General features: G+C 41.7%; 16 protein-coding genes. 9 read left to right on the top strand and 7 right to left on the bottom strand.

What is annotated here, in order from left to right:
- Positions 1-9 precede the first annotated feature (9 nt).
- From GTQ34_RS14825 to GTQ34_RS14800, 6 genes are all read left to right on the top strand, one after another.
- Positions 10-984 carry a stage II sporulation protein M gene (locus tag GTQ34_RS14825; RefSeq protein ID WP_166524593.1) on the top strand — a complete coding sequence of 325 codons (975 nt, stop codon included), beginning with the start codon at positions 10-12 and terminating at the stop codon, positions 982-984.
- A complete protein-coding gene (locus GTQ34_RS14820) occupies positions 959-1,900 on the top strand; it encodes a hypothetical protein (RefSeq protein ID WP_166524592.1) in 942 nt (313 codons plus the stop codon). The genes GTQ34_RS14825 and GTQ34_RS14820 overlap by 26 nt, the downstream gene beginning before the upstream one ends.
- The gene (locus GTQ34_RS16980; protein WP_166524591.1) at positions 1,897-2,613 is read left to right on the top strand and encodes a DUF4129 domain-containing protein; all 717 of its coding nucleotides are present in this window, start codon (positions 1,897-1,899) and stop codon (positions 2,611-2,613) included. Before GTQ34_RS14820 ends, GTQ34_RS16980 begins: the two co-directional genes overlap by 4 nt.
- 5 nt (positions 2,614-2,618) lie before the next feature.
- Entirely contained in the window at positions 2,619-3,830 is a 1,212-nt protein-coding gene (locus GTQ34_RS14810; protein ID WP_166524590.1) for a DUF4350 domain-containing protein, read from the top strand.
- A gap of 3 nt (positions 3,831-3,833) precedes the next feature.
- On the top strand, positions 3,834-4,832 hold the full coding sequence (locus GTQ34_RS14805; RefSeq protein WP_166524589.1) for an AAA family ATPase: 999 nt from the start codon (positions 3,834-3,836) through the stop codon (positions 4,830-4,832).
- Between the two features lie 93 nt (positions 4,833-4,925).
- Positions 4,926-6,173: a DUF58 domain-containing protein gene (locus GTQ34_RS14800; RefSeq protein ID WP_166524588.1), complete on the top strand. Its 1,248-nt coding sequence runs from the start codon at positions 4,926-4,928 to the stop codon at positions 6,171-6,173.
- Here GTQ34_RS14800 and GTQ34_RS14795 read toward each other — a convergent pair.
- From GTQ34_RS14795 to mnmA, 3 genes are read right to left on the bottom strand one after another with little or no spacing between them, the layout of a single operon-like run.
- A complete protein-coding gene (locus tag GTQ34_RS14795; RefSeq protein WP_208103905.1) occupies positions 6,170-6,655 on the bottom strand; it encodes a YfiM family lipoprotein in 486 nt (161 codons plus the stop codon). The two genes, GTQ34_RS14800 and GTQ34_RS14795, sit on opposite strands and share 4 nt — an antisense overlap.
- Before the next feature lie 47 nt (positions 6,656-6,702).
- Positions 6,703-7,644: an NAD(P)H-dependent flavin oxidoreductase gene (locus GTQ34_RS14790; protein WP_166524587.1), complete on the bottom strand. Its 942-nt coding sequence runs from the start codon at positions 7,642-7,644 to the stop codon at positions 6,703-6,705.
- Position 7,645: 1 nt separating this feature from the next.
- Positions 7,646-8,836, bottom strand: a complete 1,191-nt coding sequence (mnmA, locus tag GTQ34_RS14785) for a tRNA 2-thiouridine(34) synthase MnmA (protein ID WP_166524586.1) — start codon at positions 8,834-8,836, stop codon at positions 7,646-7,648.
- 449 nt (positions 8,837-9,285) lie between these two features.
- Here mnmA and GTQ34_RS14780 point away from each other — a divergent pair, with 449 nt between their 5' ends.
- A complete protein-coding gene (locus GTQ34_RS14780) occupies positions 9,286-11,172 on the top strand; it encodes a fasciclin domain-containing protein (protein ID WP_166524585.1) in 1,887 nt (628 codons plus the stop codon).
- 75 nt (positions 11,173-11,247) lie between these two features.
- Positions 11,248-13,758 (top strand): fasciclin domain-containing protein, encoded by a 2,511-nt coding sequence (locus GTQ34_RS14775; protein WP_166524584.1) that lies wholly within the window; start codon positions 11,248-11,250, stop codon positions 13,756-13,758.
- A 281-nt stretch (positions 13,759-14,039) separates the two neighbouring features.
- Here the strand turns inward: GTQ34_RS14775 and GTQ34_RS14770 are convergent, their stop codons facing one another.
- From GTQ34_RS14770 to GTQ34_RS14755, 4 genes are all read right to left on the bottom strand, one after another.
- Positions 14,040-14,597 (bottom strand): DUF6515 family protein, encoded by a 558-nt coding sequence (locus GTQ34_RS14770; protein ID WP_166524583.1) that lies wholly within the window; start codon positions 14,595-14,597, stop codon positions 14,040-14,042.
- 89 nt (positions 14,598-14,686) lie between these two features.
- Entirely contained in the window at positions 14,687-16,561 is a 1,875-nt protein-coding gene (yidC, locus tag GTQ34_RS14765) for a membrane protein insertase YidC (RefSeq protein ID WP_166524582.1), read from the bottom strand.
- Between the two features lie 65 nt (positions 16,562-16,626).
- Positions 16,627-18,261 (bottom strand): CTP synthase, encoded by a 1,635-nt coding sequence (locus tag GTQ34_RS14760; protein WP_166524581.1) that lies wholly within the window; start codon positions 18,259-18,261, stop codon positions 16,627-16,629.
- 49 nt (positions 18,262-18,310) lie between these two features.
- Positions 18,311-18,553 carry a DUF3820 family protein gene (locus tag GTQ34_RS14755; RefSeq protein ID WP_166524580.1) on the bottom strand — a complete coding sequence of 81 codons (243 nt, stop codon included), beginning with the start codon at positions 18,551-18,553 and terminating at the stop codon, positions 18,311-18,313.
- Between the two features lie 44 nt (positions 18,554-18,597).
- Between GTQ34_RS14755 and GTQ34_RS14750 the strand changes: the two genes are divergently transcribed.
- A complete protein-coding gene (locus tag GTQ34_RS14750) occupies positions 18,598-19,461 on the top strand; it encodes a hydroxypyruvate isomerase family protein (protein WP_166524579.1) in 864 nt (287 codons plus the stop codon).
- The last annotated feature ends 5 nt before the right edge of the window (positions 19,462-19,466 follow it).

The raw sequence follows: 19,466 nt of genomic DNA, 5'->3' as shown, positions 1-19,466 counted from the left end.
TTTCCACGTATGCGCGAAGCTGCCTTTGTGAAACAAAATAAGGAAAAATGGATCGCTTTTGAAAAAGCGGTCGCATTGGGTTCCCAAACCGACCCCGATGCCTTGGTGGACGGTTACATCCAACTCACAAACGACTTGGCCTACGCACAAACGTATTACGCAGAAAGCAAAACTTTATTGTATCTGAACTCTTTGGCATCCCAGGCCCATCAAAAAATTTATAAAAACAAAAAAGAGTCGGGCAACCGAATCATAACATTTTGGATGCGGGAGTTTCCGTTGTTTTTCAGACAGTACCACCCAACCCTACTTGTGGCCTTTACCATTTTTTTGGTGGCTTCGGCCATTGGTTGCATTTCTGCATTGAACGACACTTCTTTTGTACGACTTATTTTGGGCGATGCCTATGTAAACGAAACTTTGAACAACATCGCCATGGGAGAGCCCACTGCCATATACAAAAGTGGCAGTGAAATAGGTACTTTCCTTGGAATTACCATCAACAACATTCGGGTGGCCTTTTTGGCCTTTGCCTTTGGGGTAATCACCAGCTTGGGCACTGCATACATTTTGTTTAGCAATGGGGTGATGCTAGGTGCTTTCATCACTTTTTTTTATACCAAAGGAGTGTTTTTTGAGGCCAATCGGCAGATTTGGCTACATGGAACCATAGAAATTTCAGTCATCATTGTTGCGGGCTGTGCAGGACTGATCATGGGCAACAGCATATTGTTCCCCAAAACATTTTCCCGAAGGGTCTCATTTATGAAAGGTGCCAAGGATGGTCTGAAAGTGGTGGTCAGTACCATTCCTTTTTTCATTATTGCAGGTTTTATTGAAGGATTCATTACCCGCTATGCCAATATGCCCGACTGGCTTGCGTTTTTTATTATTGGCAGCTCTTTGTTGCTCATCATCTATTACTATATCATTTATCCCATCATATTAAATCGATTACATGAAGGACAAATTCATCGAGCTTAGGATCAACCGTGATTTTGGAGATATCCTTACCACCTATTTTGAATTCTTAAAGCAGAACATCAAAAAATTCACAAACGTTTTTTTGAGTTATAACGGCGTATTTTTAATAGGGCTGTTGATTACCAGCTATTTGTTGGTTTCTGGTTTTGTGGGGATGATTGCAGCGGACTCCAATATCTACGGGATCAATGCTGGGCAAAGCAACGAAGACACTTATTTAATCTATATTATCAGTGGTGGTATTCTGTTCTTCCTGATTTTTTTGATGGTTGCGGGTCTTAATTTCAGTCTGAGTTCATCGTACCTCATAAAATATGAAGAACATAAAGGTCTAACATTTGATAAAGACCAAGTGTGGCAACATACGAAGGGCAAAATTGGCAATACCCTCGTTTTTATCCTACTACTTGTCCCTATCTATTTAACATTTATGATTGCTTCGTTGATTTTTGCATTTATTCCGCTACTCGGTCTAGTTGCACAATATATTGTTCAATTTTTTATGACTGCATGGGTCGGCGTATCCTTTTTCAGCATGATGAGTGAAAATAAAGGAGTAATGGATGGATTTGGAGAAGGCTGGAATCTCGTGGGCAAGAATTTTTGGAAATCAGTAGGAGTCAATTTTATACTGGGTTTACTGAACGGTTTGCTGTTCTTCATTATTTTGTTGATTCCCGGGATATTGGTTGGGATTTATACCTTCCATGTGGTACAGAACAATGTGGATGTGAGCGGTTCCATTATATCTACAATTGTGTATACTTTGGGACTCTGTGTTTTACTTATTATGATGGTATATGCGCAGTGTCTATCCCAATTCATCAATGGTATACTTTTTTATGCATTGCACGAAAAAACATATAACCTCAACACTCGAAGTAAAATAGAACAAATAGGACAGTCCAACCCGTGAAGCTACGTTTAGTTACCATACTTTTTTTGGTTTGGGTCAATGTATCTTTGGCCCAAAATGATACTATTTCACTCCCAAAGGATGTAAGCTCAGCGTTAACGGAAAGGCAGATTGATGAAAACCTAAGCGAAAAATATACTGGAGATGAATTCAACTACGATGTAAAAACCGGGGAATCCGCCAATTTACTGGCCCGATTTATCCGATGGCTGCTCAATGGCCTTGGTGAAACGTTCGGTTTTGACATTTCCCCACAAACCTTGCTGGTACTTGAGTATACAATCTATGCCCTCATGGGTGCCCTGGTTATTTATTTATTGGTCCGTGTTTTTATCAATGAAAAGTTCAATGCTATCTTTTCTAAAAAGGCAAAGCCCTTGCTGGACATTGACCTATCGGAACAACATATTGAGGCCATTGATCTGGATGCCCAAATGGAATCAGCCTTGAAAAACAAGGATTATCGCCTTGCAGTTCGATATCAGTTCCTTAAAATATTGAAGATGCTCTCCCAAAAGCATATTATCGATTGGCATTTTGAAAAGACCAATATCGATTATCAACGGGAAATCAAGCAGGACCGGTTGCAACAAGAGTTCAAAAAAGTCTCTTATTTATATGAGAACATCTGGTATGGTGAACAACCCATTGACGCAACTGGCTATGACAAAACCAGATCCCGCTTCAGGGCATTGAACCATTTAATTCCGTAATGAGCATGGACCGGAAATCTAAAATTGTCATCGCCCTATTTGCCTTGGTGGTTATTGGAATCATCATTACAGAGCTTGTCCGTCCCAGACCCATCAATTGGAGACCTTCATATACAGCAGCGGATAAAATTCCCTTTGGTTGCTATGTGCTTTACAACGAACTCCCATCCCTTTTTAAAAATGAATCCATTGAGACCATTGACCAAAGCGTTTATGATGTTTTGGTCAGCCGTGATACCACCATGCTTTCCAACTACCTGCTCATCAACGAATATATCGACTTGGACCGACAAGAGACCCATCAACTTTTGGATTATGTGAGCCAGGGCAATTCAGTTTTTATTTCGTCCACTGGTTTTGGATGGGAACTTATGGATACCTTGAACATAAGCATCAGTTCCGATTATGGTTTAAAAGAGGGGACGGCCCTTTTGGATTTGACCAACAACAAATTTAGGGGACAAGAGTTTGAACTATCTCGAGGTGTTTTTAACTCACATTTTACCAGCGTAGATTCCACACGTACCACTATTCTGGGGCACATCACCTATTCTAAAGAAAACTTATTGGAAAGCCAACCAGACGAACAGGTTTCCAAGCCTAATTTTATAAAGACCTCATTTGGAAAGGGTAACTTCTATGTTCACACCACACCCCAGGCCTATTCCAACTTTTATATGCTCGAGGGAAACCATGATTATGTGACCCATACGTTTTCTTACTTGGAGGACAAAGGAGTACTTTATTGGGACAATTATAAAAAATCAGGTCGCATTATAATCGATTCGCCCATGCGGTTTGTGCTGACACAGTCTTCGTTAAAATGGGCCTATTACTTGACCGTTTTAGGACTGTTGCTCTTTGTTTTGTTTCGAGGAAAACGGGAGCAACGCATCATTCCTGTTATCAAGCCTCTGGAGAACGCCTCGGTGGGGTTTGCACAGGCTGTGGGCTCTTTGTATTATCAAAATAGGGACTACACTGACCTGATCAATAAAAAGGTGAATTACTTTTTGGCGGAGCTACGAAGCAAATATCATATCGATACAAACCAGCTTAATGAAAGAACCATTCAAATTTTAGCAGCAAAGGCAGGAAAAGAGGTTGGAGAAACGAAAGCTTTGATCACTTTTATCATGGCACTTAAAAACAAAACTTCCCACTCGGAAGAGGACAGCATTGAACTCAATAAAAAGATAACCGCATTTAAGCAATAAAACATGGAAGAAAACAAACCACAGGACGACGCGCTACAGTTCATCAATCGGATAGATCTATCGCCTTTGCAGAAGGCCGTTTCCCAAATAAAATCGGAATTGGGCAAAGTAATCATTGGGCAAGAGAATATGATTGAACTGCTCATTGTCTCCATTCTGGCCAATGGACATTCCCTAATTGAGGGCGTACCGGGTGTAGCAAAGACGGTAACGGCCAAATTGTTGGCCAAAACCATGAGTGTGGATTTCAGTCGTATTCAATTTACCCCCGATTTGATGCCCAGTGATATTTTGGGCACCTCTATTTTCAATGTGAAAACTTCTGAATTTGAGTTTAAGAAAGGCCCCTTGTTTTCCAATATCGTTTTAATTGATGAAATCAACCGTGCCCCGGCCAAGACCCAAGCAGCCCTTTTTGAAGCTATGGCAGAGCGACAAATCACAATGGATGGCATTGAATACACCATGGAACCACCATTCCTTGTATTTGCCACCCAAAATCCGATTGAACAAGAAGGCACCTATCGTTTGCCTGAGGCCCAATTGGACCGCTTTCTATTCAAAATTAATGTGGACTATCCTTCTTTGGATGAAGAAGTCCAAATTTTGGAAAGCAAACATGAACAAAAGAATAAATCGGAGGAAGATTTGGTAAATACCCTACTATCCGCGAAACAAATTGCGGAGTACCAGAGTACCATTAAGGAAATCATTGTCGAGAAAAATCTGCTCAAATATATTGCCTCCATTGTGAACAACACGCGAACCAACGCCAACCTCTATTTGGGTGCATCACCAAGGGCGTCCATAGCCATTTTAGATGCTTCCAAGGCCTTGGCAGCAATCAATGGCCGGGATTTCATCACCCCGGACGATATTAAAAAAGTAACAGGCCCAGTTTTAGGACATAGAATCATGTTGACCCCTGAACGGGAAATGGAAGGATTGACCGCTGACCAAGTGGTAAAACAAATCGTCGATAGTATCGAAATTCCCAGATAAGCACTCGTGAAGCGATTTTTTAGGCCCGTATATCTTCAAAAAAGGTTCTTTATAGCCTTATCAGCCATCATAGTAGGTTTTATAATCTCTTATATGGAACCCAAATTGTTTGGAGTGATGAAGTTGTTGTTTTTCGTGTTTGCGATTTTGCTCATCACAGATTTACTGCTGCTGTTCGCCTCCAAGGGAAAAATTGAAGGCAAACGCCGTTTACCGGATAAGCTTTCCAACGGGGACAACAATCCAATCCAGTTTCAAATTACAAACACCTATCTTTTTCAGGTAGCTGTAAAGATTATTGACGAAATTCCCTTTCAGTTCCAAAAACGTGATTTTGGTCTCACAAGCTCTATTGCAAGCGGTAATGGTAAAACATACGAATATCAACTAAGACCAACCGAACGTGGTGTATATTCCTTTGGAAGTTTGATTGTATTTGCAATTTCTCCCATTGGTTTATTGGGAAGAAAATTCACTTTTGACCAAGCACAAGAAGTTCCGGTTTACCCCTCCTTTCTCCAACTTCAAAAGTACGACCTCTTGGCGGCCACAAATCGCCTGCATGAGTATGGCCTAAAAAAAATTAGGCGGATTGGTCATACCATGGAGTTTGAACAGATTAAGGAATATGTATTGGGAGATGATATTCGCAATATTAACTGGAAGGCCACGGCAAAAAGGGGGCAACTGATGGTCAACCAGTATCAAGACGAAAAATCACAACCTATTTATTCGGTCATTGATAAGGGACGGGTCATGAAAATGCCCTTTGAAGGGTTGACCCTGTTGGATTATGCCATCAATGCCACTTTGGTTATCAGCAATATAGCTTTAAAAAAGCATGACAAAGCGGGTATGTTTGCCTTCAGCAATAAAATTGAGAATAGGGTGGTTGCCGAACGAAGAAGTTCCCAAATGAATCTGATCTTGGAGACCTTATACAATCTGGAAACCAATTTTATTGAAAGTGATTTCAGCCGATTATATGTAGATGTGAAGCGCAACCTGAATCAGCGAAGTCTGCTGTTGCTCTATACCAATTTTGAGACGTTGGATGCACTGCATAGGCAACTACCTTATCTGCTCGCCATGGCCAAACAGCATTTGTTGGTTGTCATCTTCTTTGAAAATACGGAACTCCATGTGTTTGCCAACAAAAGGGCAGAAACAGTTCCACAGCTATTTGAACAAACTATAGCGGAAAAGTTCATTTATGAAAAGAAGTTAATAGTCAATGAGCTGCGAAAACATGGTATACAAACCATTTTGACCAAGCCCGAAAACCTAACGGTCAATACCATTAACAAATACTTGGAGTTAAAGGCCCGAGGACTCTTTTAAAAGGAAATGCCAGCCTGACGCAATTCTGGGGAGAGTTTTAGTGCATTGATTGCATCAAGTTTTTCCTCCCGTACCACGAACTCCAAATCTGTTGTATCATGACGAAGCTCTTTTCTTTTGATATCAAGTTTGGAATAGCTGCCCCGCAATCTTCTTTTATCATCTTTCTTGGAAAAAAGGTCTATGGTCACCCCTACGGTTACCCCGCCCAAAACCGTGGCCGCCAAATCATCATTGTCCCATCCATTAGTGCGTTGGCTGGCATCCACAGCTTCCTTGGCCACTCCAATAAGGGTACTTCCCGCTACGGAACCAACAAAAGTCCAGATTCGATTGCCATCCGAAGCCTGTTTGGCGATGCCGGCTCCGGCCAATCCAAAGAGATTGCCACCCAAAAAATGAAGTGCTTTGTCTCGTTCCACTTGACCATGGGCATGGGATACGAGCATAAAAAGGACCAGTGTGGGGATTAGTGTTCTCATGCGCAGGGTAAATGTATAAAAAAATGTCTATGAATGGAGCTAATACACTAATACTGTTGTACTTCTTGTTTGGCCAGGTGAAATTCAGCCATTAAATCCTGAACAATTTCGGCAGCAGGTTTAATGTCGTGAATCAATCCAGAAACCTGACCAATTTCCAACTCTCCATCTTCCATATCACCTTCGAACATGCCTTTTTTTGCCCTAGCCCTGCCCAACAAGGTTTTGAGCTCCTCAACGGTTGCGCCCTGGGCATAAGCTTGCTGTACTTCCTTAAAGAACTTGTTTTTCAACATACGAACCGGTGCCAGTTCTTTAAGGGTCAATTGGGTGTCCCCTTCCTTGGCTTGCACCACCTCTTGTTTGAACAATTCATGTGAAGAAGCTTCGGGACTGGCCACAAAACGGCTTCCGACCTGTACCCCATCGGCACCCAATATCATGGCAGCCAACATGGCCCTTCCCGTTGCAATGCCGCCGGCAGCTATCAACGGAATCTGTATTTGCTCTTTTACCGAGGGGATAAGCACCATAGTTGTAGTCTCATCCCTCCCATTGTGTCCACCTGCTTCAAAACCTTCAGCGACAATGGCATCCACACCAGCCTCCTGTGCTTTTAAAGCAAACTTCACACTGCTTACAACGTGCACCACAGTAATCCCTTTTTCTTTTAGAAAATTGGTCCATGTTTCAGGGTTTCCAGCAGATGTGAATACGATTTTGATCTCCTGTTCCACAACAATTTCCATAAGCTTATCAATATCTGGATACAGCATTGGAATGTTGACCCCAAAGGGTTTATCGGTTGCCTTTTTACATTTTTGGATATGGTCGAGCAACACATTGGGGTACATGCTCCCTGCACCCAAGAGACCCAATCCGCCAGCATTGGACACCGCAGACGCCAATCGCCAGCCGCTTGCCCAGATCATTCCGGCCTGTACAATCGGGTACTCTATTCCAAAAAGTTGGGTTATTCTGTTTTTCATTTTATGAAATTACACCTGAACCAATAAGTTCCTCACCCAAATACCAAGCTACGAATTGTCCTTCAGTAATAGCCGATTGTTTGTCCTCGAAATCGACATAAAGTCCGTTTTCAATTTTATAAAGCGTTGCTTTTTGCAAAGGCTGTCTGTATCGTATTCGGGCCATAACCTCCATGGAATCATCTGTTTCCAAAGCCAGATCAGGTCTTACCCAGTGCAGTTCATCCTCATTTACAAAGAGGGTATTGCGAAAAAGACCCGGATGGGATTTACCTTGCCCTGTGTAAATGATATTTTTGTCCACATCGGTGTCGATTACAAACAAAGGTTCCTTTGTGCCACCAACATTGAGCCCCTTACGCTGCCCAATGGTGAAATAGTGGGCTCCTTGATGCTCCCCGACCACTCTTCCATCAGTTTCGGAATATATTGGTTTTTCGGCACTAAAGGCCAATTCCTCTTTTTTGTTTTGGAAGCTAGGTACGCTATTGGAAAACTGGGAAGCATCGCTGGGCACTTCCACTATGACTCCTTTCTTTGGTTTTAACTTTTGCTGTAAAAACTCGGGCAAATGAACCTTGCCAATAAAGCAAAGTCCTTGCGAATCTTTTTTCTCGGCGGTGACCAAATTGTTTTTGGCAGCTATTTTTCGCACTTCGGGTTTGGTGAGCTCTCCTATGGGGAACAACGCCTTTGAAAGCTGTTCCTGTGAAAGTTGGCACAAAAAATAGGACTGGTCCTTGTTGGGGTCCTTTCCCGCCAATAGTTGATAGGTTTCGGAACCATCATCATTCTTAATAACACCTTTTCTGCAATAATGTCCAGTAGCCACAAAATCAGCACCAAGTTGCAGTGCAATTTTCAGAAAAACATCAAACTTGATTTCACGATTACAGAGTACATCAGGATTTGGTGTTCTTCCCTTCTCATATTCACTGAACATATAATCCACAATTCGCTCTTTGTATTCCGTACTCAAATCCACCGTCTGAAATGGGATTCCCAGCTTTTCGGCCACAATAAGGGCATCATTGCTATCTTCCACCCAGGGACATTCCTCGGAAATAATCACAGAGTCATCCACCCAATTCTTCATAAAAAGACCGATCACCTCGTAACCCTGCTCTTTTAGAAGATGGGCCGTCACACTGGAATCAACGCCACCGGAAAGTCCTACTACTACCTTTTTCATTTATTACTTGTTCAGTGCAAAAATACAAAATGGTGTCCATTGGTTTTAATTTCGCGGAATGTAAAACAGAATACGCTTTCAGAGTGGACTGTTGCGAACAATGCCATCACTGCCAACATTATTTATATTCTCTCGAATGGTATACGAGTATTTTTAGTATGATTATTATTTTCAAGTAAATCCTAAACAAAATGTGAATTTTGAAAATCAAAATGTTTAAAGAATCATAATTCTGCCATTACGATTCAAGAAAAAGAAGTTTTTATCTAAAAAATTGATTAAGTAATAGTTACCAAAAAATTATTCAAAAAAATTCGTACAAAGATTCTCTTGAGGCTTCTAACTAAATCATTTTGTTAAACTTTTTATAAAAATCATAAAACAAAAGCAACCAATTTTGTTTAATTATATCTTTAAAGCATTAAACAATTAATTTAATAAAATTTACTATGAAAGCACTGATCAATCTCACCAGAATCTCCCTGGTAATTTTACTACTTACATTTACATCATGTTCCGATGATGACAATGGTACACAACCCCCAGAAAATGACACCAATATTGTAGAAACCGCTCAAGCCACAGCAGAACTTAGCAGCTTGGTAAGTGCGTTGCAAAAAGCCGATGAAAGTTCCAGCAACGACCTGATTAGTGCTTTGAGCGGGGGTGGTCCCTTCACGGTATTCGCACCAACCAATGCTGCTTTTTCTGATTTATTGGCACAATTGGATGGTTTTGATTCCTTGGATGATTTTAATTCCGAAGAATTGCAAAACCTATTGGCAGTGATCTTAACTTATCATGTTATATCAGGTACTGCAGCCTTAAGCACCGATTTAAGTGATGGACAAACACTGACCACGCTCCAAGGTGCTACACTTAGTGTTTCCACAACAGGAGGCGTATTTATTGGAGACGCTACAGACACTGATGCCCAAGTGACCACCGCCAATGTAGAAACTACCAACGGAGTAGTACATGTTATAGATAAGGTATTGTTGCCTCAGACCATTCTAGATTCTTTGGCAGACATTATTTTAGTACCTATAACTGATTTGGCTATAGCCAATGAAAACTTGCAAAGCCTGGTTGCTGCCCTTACTGCTGCGGATGGAGATTTGCCCACAGCATTACGAGGCGATGGCCCCTTCACAGTATTGGCACCATCTGATACAGCTTTTGAAACCTTCTTAAATGGTACTGCCTTAGAGGACATCCCCGTTGAAACCCTTACGCAAGTTTTATTGAACCATGTTATCGAAGGAGAACTTTTCAGTACAGATCTACAGGATTTAGGATCAGGTTATGCCAAAACCTTGGCAAGAGGAGCCCAAGATGAAAACATCAGTATTTTCTTCAACACTGATGGAGATGTTACCTTTAATGGTGTTTCTACTGTTGAAACACCCAACGTAAAGGCATTGAACGGTGTAGTGCACGTTGTGGATGTCGTTATTGATTTGCCCAACATAGTAGACCATGCCGTTGCCAATCCCAATCTTTCCTCTTTGGTAGCAGCTTTGACCGACGGAGATAACACAGCTTTCACCGATTTACTTTCCGATGAAGAGGAAGAATTCACAGTTTTTGCACCCGTAAACGCAGCTTTTGATGCCTTTACCAACCCAAATGCGAATGATATCAATACCATACTTTCCAATCACGTAGTGGTAGGAACTGCTGCATTCTCCTCTGGTTTGAGCAATTCTTACGTAAATACAGCAGCCGAATTTGATACAGATGAAAACCTAAGTCTCTATATCAATACAGATGATGGTGTCACTTTAAATGGAATAAGCAATGTTGCTGAAGCGGACATCGTAGCAACAAACGGGGTCATCCATGCTGTAGACGCTGTTATTGACCTTCCTACCGTAGTCACTTTTGTAGTGGCCGATACTAATTTAAGCTCTCTAGCTGCAGCACTTACTACCGATGGACAACCAGATTTTGTTTCAACCCTATCAGGTAACGGTCCTTTCACCGTATTCGCTCCTACAAACGATGCATTCCAGGCGCTATTGGACAGCAACGACATGTGGAATTCATTGGAAGATATCGATTCTGGATTGCTTACCAGTGTATTGCAACATCATGTTATTTCTGGAGCAAATATTCGATCAGGTGATTTGAATCCAAATGGAGATACTGTTACTCCAGCTACTTTGGAAGGAGATACGTTCATTATTACTCTACCAGGCACAGGTGACAATATTGCTGACGTCACCGATGGCGCTGGTAATACAGGAATTGGTATTGATGTAGTGGATCTGCAAGCTGCCAATGGCGTAATCCACGTATTGGATTCCGTATTGATTCCAGACACTATGAATTAGAATGAATATGGGCCATGGTAAATCATGGCCCGTTTCTTTCACCTCACATATTTATTAACTAAACACCCTATGAAAATGAAAAAAGTAATACGTTTAAAGAGCTATTTGCTCTTTATGCTGGTAGCCCTTGTAGCGCTATCCTGTGATGACGAAGACGACGGCGCTGCCCTTGCCATGGCAGATGAACCCCAAAGTAATATTGTTGAAACGGCCCAGGCCACTGATGATTTAAGCTCCTTGGTAGCCGCACTTACAAAAGCGGACGAAAATGAAGATTCAGATTTAATTGGTACACTTAGCAGCGACGGACCATTCACTGTATTTGCTCCAACCAATGGTGCATTTAACGAATTATTGGGCAATCTGGATGGGTTTGATAAACTTGAAGACTTTGACACCCCAGAAGAAAAGGCCCTTCTTGCTACCATTCTTAAGTATCATGTGGTTGCCGGTGTTTCTGTCAAATCCACCGACTTGGAAGATGACCAAATGATCACCACGTTTCAGGGTGAAGACCTTGAAGTTGATTTGGACGATGGAGTATTTATCGAAGATGCCACAGACGAAGATGCAGAGGTAGTCATACCTGATGTATTTGCTTCAAACGGCATTGTACATGTAATCAATAAAGTATTGCTTCCTCAAGCCATTTTAGATGCCCTCAATGATGATGATGGTGACGAAGAATCTAAAAATTTGGTTGAAATTGTAGTGGAAACAGAGAGTCTTTCCCTATTGGAAGCCGCTGTCCTAAAAGCTGAATTGGCAGAAACTCTAAGTGGTGAAGGTCCCTTCACGGTTTTTGCACCGACTGATGATGCCTTCCTTGCATTGCTCGATGTTTTAGGTGACGACTATACTTCCTTGGATGACTTTGATACCACAGAAGAAATAGATCTACTTAGAAATATCTTACTATACCATGTTATTCCTGCCAAAGTACTCGAGGACGACTTGGAGGCAGGAGAAGTCCCAACAGCATTTGAAGGCAATAAATTATCAGTTATAGAAAGTGACGATGCTTTTTTAATAGGCGATGCTTCTGACACCAACGCTAATATCACTGGAACTGATATTTTGGCTTCCAATGGTGTGGCACACACCATCGACAAAGTATTATTACCACAAGCTGCCATCGACTTTGTAGCTGGACTACAATTGAAAACCATTGTGGAAATAGCCATAGAAACCGATGACCTTAGTCTTTTGGTAGAAGCTCTCCAAGCAGCCAATGCGGGATTGGTAGAAACATTAGGTGGGGAAGGGCCCTTTACCGTTTTTGCGCCTACCAACGAGGCTTTTGTTGCACTTTTGGGCATCCTTGGTGATGACTACAAAAATCTTTCTGACTTCGACACCCAAGAAGAAATAGATTTGTTGATTGCTATTCTAACATATCATGTTGTTCCAGATATTGCCGCATTCGCTGATAATTTATCCAACGGACAGCAGATTCCAACTGTTTTTGGAGATAATCTTGAAGTAAACAAAAAGAACGGTACAGTGCATATAGTTGATGCAACCGATAACAATGCTACGGTAGTGCTACCCGATGTGGAAGCAAGCAACGGAGTGGTACATGTGATTGACAAAGTATTGCTGCCTCAGGTGGCGCTCGATTTTGTAGCACAGCTTCAGCTCAAAAACATTGTGGAGATTGCGGTTGAAACTGATGACTTGAAATTGTTGGTAGAAGCCTTACAAACGGCTAATGCAGGTCTGGTTGAAACTTTGAGCGGTGTTGGTCCGTTTACAGTCTTTGCTCCGACCAACGAAGCTTTTGGTGAGCTTCTGGATATACTAGGAGATGATTTTCACAGTTTGTCAGATTTCGATACCCAAGAAGAATTAGACATTCTTGTCAAGGTACTGACATATCATGTGATTGTAGGTACCGCTGCTTTTAAGGATAATTTATCTGATGGACAGCAGATTGAAACTTTCCAAGGTGAAAATGTAGGTATCAATAAAAAGAACGGTACAGTGCATATAGTTGATGCAACAGATGATAATGCCACTGTGATGCTACCCGATGTTGAGGCAAGTAACGGAGTGGTCCATGTGATTGACAAAGTGTTGCTCCCTCAAGAAGTTTTGGATATTCTTTTCCCTCCAACTCCCAACATTGTTGAGCTAGCACAATCAGTTGATGACCTAGACCTTTTGGTGGATGCACTGATTCAGGCTGATGCCGGATTGGTCGGAGTGCTAAGTGGAGAAGGTCCTTTCACTGTTTTTGCGCCCACCAATGAGGCTTTTGCAAGCCTTTTGCATGATTTGGGAAGTCAATACAACAGCTTGGCAGATTTTGATACCCCTCAAGAAAAAGAGTTATTGGCCAAAATATTGACTTATCATGTGGTTGCTGGACAGGCTTTAGCCTCTGGAGACTTGAAAAACCATCAAAGATTACATACGGTTCAGGGAGAGGATGTAACGGTAATACTCAATCACGGTGTGTTCATTCGTGACAAGACCCATGTCGATGCGGAAGTAATTGGTGCGGACAATGTGGCCAGCAATGGAATCGTCCATATCATAGACAAAGTCTTGTTGCCAAAAGAAGTGCTTGATGCCCTGCACTAATATTTTAATGCTATAATTTTTGAGTTTTAGTTTTTCAAAAACTCCCTTGATGATGAATCAAGGGAGTTTTTTATTAGTTATCGTTTTACCGTTCATCGATGACACATCAAAAGATATCTGTTTACCATACAAAACAAGAGGTTTGACAACTATTAATTTTTTTTAACGCCATCATGCCTCATCTTTGAAGTCCCAAATCTTTCCAAACTAAGCCAATAAATGGAAAACTCCCCCAACACGTTGAGGGAGTTTTTTTATGTTGTTAAAGACAGGATTGTGACTTATTCTTCCTCTTCTTCCAAAACATCGATAAGTTCATAGCCATCCTCAACAGCTTTGTATACCGCATCGTTAAGTTCGTAGGCCGAAACACCATCGAAGTCTATTTCTTCCGCATCTTCGGGAAGCTCATCCAAAACTGCACCTATTGGGGGTTCGGTTACTTCATACTCGCCTTCCATTTCCCTGTAATAAACACCATCTGCATATCGGTAGGCATTGCCCCTAACGGTAAGTGCAATTGCAGTAGCTGGCAGCAGGCGCAAACGGAAACCTCTTGGAGGGAACGTTCTGACATAAACACCCCTGCGTTGCACGTAATACATCCCTCCTATGGGGTAATACGATACTCTCCTGAAAATAATGGGTCGGGTGTTTCTCGGCAGGGTTCTTAAAGTTCTACGGGCCACTCTTCTATTATGCCTACGGACCTTGCGCTTTACCCTTCGCTTTTTTCTAACAGTTTTTACGGTAGACCGGCGGACCTGCGCTTCAGCATAATCCGTTGAGCCAACAAAAATAAATGCCAACAGAAAAAGTAGATACTTTAAATTTTTCATACTATGGATTTTGTAGGTTATTGGGGTTGGACACAGGTTTAACTAAAAGGTTTAATTGAAAGTTCCAAAAAAATCCAAAAACTAAAAATCTAACGCTTGCCTATCTTTTTCTGCTCTTCGGCTTGTTCCATCATCTCTCGCATTTTACGCTGGAACTTATTTTCCTTTTTGGGCTTCTTTTTGTTCTCTTGAATTTGGGCATGTATCTTTTCTTCATCCAAAATGTACTTTTTGATGGCCAACATGATGAAAATGGTGATCAAGTTAGAAATGAAGTAGTACAAACTCAAACCACTGGCGTAGTTGTTAAAGAAGAACAACATCATTATTGGAGATAGGTACATGATGAACTTCATATTAGGCATTCCGGGTTGTTGTTGCATTTGCATGCTCTGCCCAGTGGTCATCATCATGTAGAAGAAAATGGCGACCGAGGCCAAAATGGGAAACAAGCTTACATGGTCTCCATAGAAAGGAATGGTGAACGGTAAATTGAAAATAGTATCATAAGAGGACAAATCCTCTGCCCATAAAAAAGATTTCTGCCGTAATTCAAAAGAAGTAGGGAAGAACATGAAAAGGGCATAGAAAATTGGCAACTGCAAAAATGCAGGAATACATCCACTCATGGGGCTCACGCCTGCCTTGTTGTACAGCTTCATGGTCTCTTGCTGTTTTTTCATGGCGTTGTCCTTGTACTTTTCGTTGATTTCGGTAATCTCCGGTTTCAAGACCTTCATCTTAGCTTGTGAAAGATAAGACTTATAGGTAACAGGGGATAGTGCCAAACGCACCAAAATGGTCATCACGATGATCGCAATCCCATAAGGAAGAAAAGAGCTCAGAAAACCATAAAAGGGTGTGAACACATAGCGGTTAATCCAACCGAATATACCCCATCCAAAAGGAATGGAATCGGCCAAGGCCAAATCTTTATAGTCGTCCAAAATTTTTACATCCGTAGGGCCATAATACCAATACATTTGTTGGGAAAGTTCCCCACCCTGAAGTTCCAAAGGAGCCTTGGTACTATATTGCTTGGTAAAAAATTCCTCCTTACTTTCTTCCTCAACAAGATTTTTGGAAATGAGTTCGGCCGTTTTAAAATGATTGTCGGTGGCCAAAATGGAGCTGAAAAAATGCTGACGGTAAGAAAGCCATTTTATATCCTCCTCGATTTCTTCATCCAAGTCGCTGCTTTCCGAAAGCTTGCTAATTTTTCCATCCTCATGGTTATAGGTCAATCGAGTATAACGATTTTCGTACTGAACACTTTTATTATGACGTATACCCTTCATGTCCCAAGTCAAATCCAGTGGCTTGCTGCTATTGATCACTCCATTAAGCCCTTGCGAACGTACCGTGAAATCAACTAGATATTCGTTGGGTTTCATCTCGTAACGGTATTCCAAATACTGATTGTTGGACACCTTCGCCTTCATGGAAAGAACCTGATTATCACCGTTGTTGGAAAAAGAGGGTTCAAAATATAGATCAGCTGTGGTGAGCACCCTATTGTCGGAAGTTGAAAAACTAAGTGCAAAATTGGCATTGCCATCTTTAACCAAATACACTGGAATGGAATCGTACGTGACAAAATTCTTCATCTTGGCCTCCACAATTTGTCCTCCTTTGTTGGCAATTTCAAGATAAAGCAATTCATTTTCCAATTTTGAAGTTCCCTCATTCGCTTTGGTAAAACCAAACGCTCCAATGGAACTTTTATATTTGGCCACTGCAGTGGAATCATTTACATCCAAAGGTTTGGGTTCTTCCAACTGGGGGGTATCCGCTTCTTTTTCGGCTTGCTCTACTGCTGCTTCTGCTTCAACCTGTTCCTGTTGCGCCTTTTGGGCTTCCAATTCTTCCGGAGTAGGTTGATTTTGGTAGAACATATAAATTAGAATTCCAAAAATCAGAACGAACCCGATAATGGAATTGATATCCAGCTTCTTCTCTTCCATGAAAATTATTTAGTCGAAATCTTTAATGGTATTTCAGGTGGCAAATATATGCCCAAAACCGCAGTTTATGCCAAACTGGCATTCTTTTGTTTCTGTTTCTGGGCCAATACGGCCTTTACAAACCCTACAAATAATGGGTGGGGGCTCGCCACTGTACTTCTATATTCCGGATGGTACTGCACTCCAACAAACCAAGGATGGGATGGAATCTCAATCACCTCAACCAATCCGGTTTTGAGGTTAAATCCAGTGGGCACCAATCCAGCATCTTCCATTTGCTGTTTGTACTCATTGTTAAACTCGAATCGGTGACGATGCCGTTCGGATATATCTGAAGTGCCATAAACTTGGTGCACCAAGCTGTTCTCTGTTAAATGGCAATCCCATGCTCCAAGTCGCATGGTCCCCCCCATGTTGGTCACAGATTTTTGTTCTTCCATCAAACTGATTACAGGATAGGGTGTATTTGGGTCCATTTCGGTAGAGTTCGCTTTGTCCATGCCAAGGACGTTACGTGCAAATTCTATCACCGCCATTTGCATACCCAAACAGATGCCCAAAAAAGGCAAATCGTTTTCCCTGGCATAGCGTACGGCCCTTATTTTTCCTTCGATTCCACGTTCACCAAAACCTGGAGCAACCAGAATTCCATCCAGCCCTAAAAGTTTTTTATCAATGTTTTTGGCCGACAAGTGGCTGGAATGAATGGAACGCACCTCGACCTCGACTTCGTTGGCAGCACCGGCATGGATGAACGATTCTTGAATGGACTTGTAGGAATCAGGAAGTTCCACATACTTCCCAATCAAACCTATGACCACTTTGTTCTTTGGATTTTTGTGTCTTTCCAAAAACTCTTTCCACTGGTCCAAATTGGGTTCTAAGTCTTTAGGCAATGCCAATTTTTCCAATGTCACCGCATCCAGACCTTCTTCCTGCATCATAAGTGGTACATCGTAAATGGTGGAGGCATCAATGGACTGAATTACGGCTTCCTTTCTTACGTTGCAGAAAAGGGCTAATTTTTCTTTGATTTCCTCAGAAATTTCATGCTCGGTACGGCAGACCAAAATGTCGGCCTTAATTCCGCTTTCCATCAAGGTTTTAACCGAATGTTGAGTAGGTTTTGTCTTTAACTCGCCCGCGGCGGATAAAAAGGGCACCAGGGTTAAATGAATCACAATACCGTTGTGCTCTCCCAACTCCCAAAGTAACTGTCGGACAGCTTCAATGTAGGGTAATGACTCAATATCACCCACAGTACCGCCAATTTCGGTAATAATAATGTCGTAATCGCCACTATTGCCCAAAATTTGAATGCGTTCCTTTATTTCGTTGGTAATATGTGGAACCACTTGGACTGTCTTACCCAAAAATTCGCCCCTTCGTTCTTTTTCAATTACACTTTGGTAGATTCTTCCCGTAGTCACGTTGTTCGCTTGGGAGGTTCGAACGTTCAAAAAACGTTCATAGTGGCCCAAATCCAAATCGGTTTCGGCACCATCGTCTGTCACATAACACTCCCCATGTTCATAGGGATTCAACGTTCCAGGGTCTACATTGATATAGGGATCCAACTTTTGTATGGTGGTTCGGTAACCTCTGGCCTGCAAGAGTTTGGCCAAAGATGCGGCGATAATTCCCTTGCCCAGGGATGAAGTTACGCCTCCCGTAACGAAAATGTATTTGGTCTGTGACATTTTGAACGTTCTATTACGGGGCGTAAAGTTACAAATTGCAGCACAAAAATCAGGAGGAATCCCGAGGAAATTCTTTTTGCAGCTTTCTAATGATAGGTTCTAGGTTGTTATCCTTAATGGTAAGCATGGTATTGAGATAATCCCCTAACTTCCCTTTGGGGAAGCCTTTTTGTCTGAACCATACCAAATAGGGTAACGGCAAATCCAATAGATATCGCCCCTTATACTTGCCGAAGGGCATCCTGTAATGAGCAAGCTCCAGTAATTGTTCTGCGTTGGGCCGTATTTCCATTTATTGACCTAATGTACTATCTTTCCATGAACAATCCATCCTCAATGAAACGAAGAAATTTTATTGCAACGGCCGCTGCGGGTTCTGCTGGATTAGTGTCAGTTTCGGCTTTGTCAAATGAGGGTCCAACCCAAAAAGATTTTAAACTAAAGCACAACATTAACCACAGCGTATGCCAATGGTGCTTTAACGATATTCCTTTGGAAGAATTTTTATCGACCTTGAACGAACTTGGTATCAAGGCCATAGATTTAATTGGCCCCAAAGATTGGCCTTTGTTGAAAAAGCACAACATACATTGCTCTATGTGCAATGGTGCGGAGATTAGTCTTACTGAGGGATGGAACGACCCCAAATACCACGAACAACTCATCCAAAATTATACGGAAATAATTCCCCTGGTGGCTGAAGCTGGCTACACCAACCTTATTTGTTTTAGTGGCAATCGGCGGGGGATTAATGATTATGTGGGTCTTCAGCATTGTGTTGATGGACTATCGCAAATAATGCCTTTGGCAGAAGAACATGGGGTAGTAATACAAATGGAATTGTTCAACCAAATTGACCATCCCGATTATATGTGTGATAATTCGCTATGGGGCATTGAGCTCTGTCGGCGTTTGGGGAGTGATAATTTTAAATTACTGTTTGACATTTATCACATGCAGATTCAAGAGGGTGACATTATCCGTACCATTCAAAAATACCACAACTATTTTGGGCATTACCACACTGCAGGGGTTCCTGGAAGACATGAAATTGATGAGACACAGGAACTCTACTACCCTGCCATAATGCATGCAATTTTGAATACCGGTTTTAAAGGTCACGTGGCCCAGGAGTTCATAGTAACCTGGGAAGACAAAATCGGTGCTTTAAAGGATGCTTTTCTAAGGTGTGATGTATAAAACTT

Source organism: Flagellimonas ochracea (genome assembly GCF_009903685.1).
In the GTDB taxonomy this organism is placed as follows: domain Bacteria; phylum Bacteroidota; class Bacteroidia; order Flavobacteriales; family Flavobacteriaceae; genus Flagellimonas; species Flagellimonas ochracea.
This window is presented reverse-complemented; position numbering and strand designations above follow the sequence as displayed.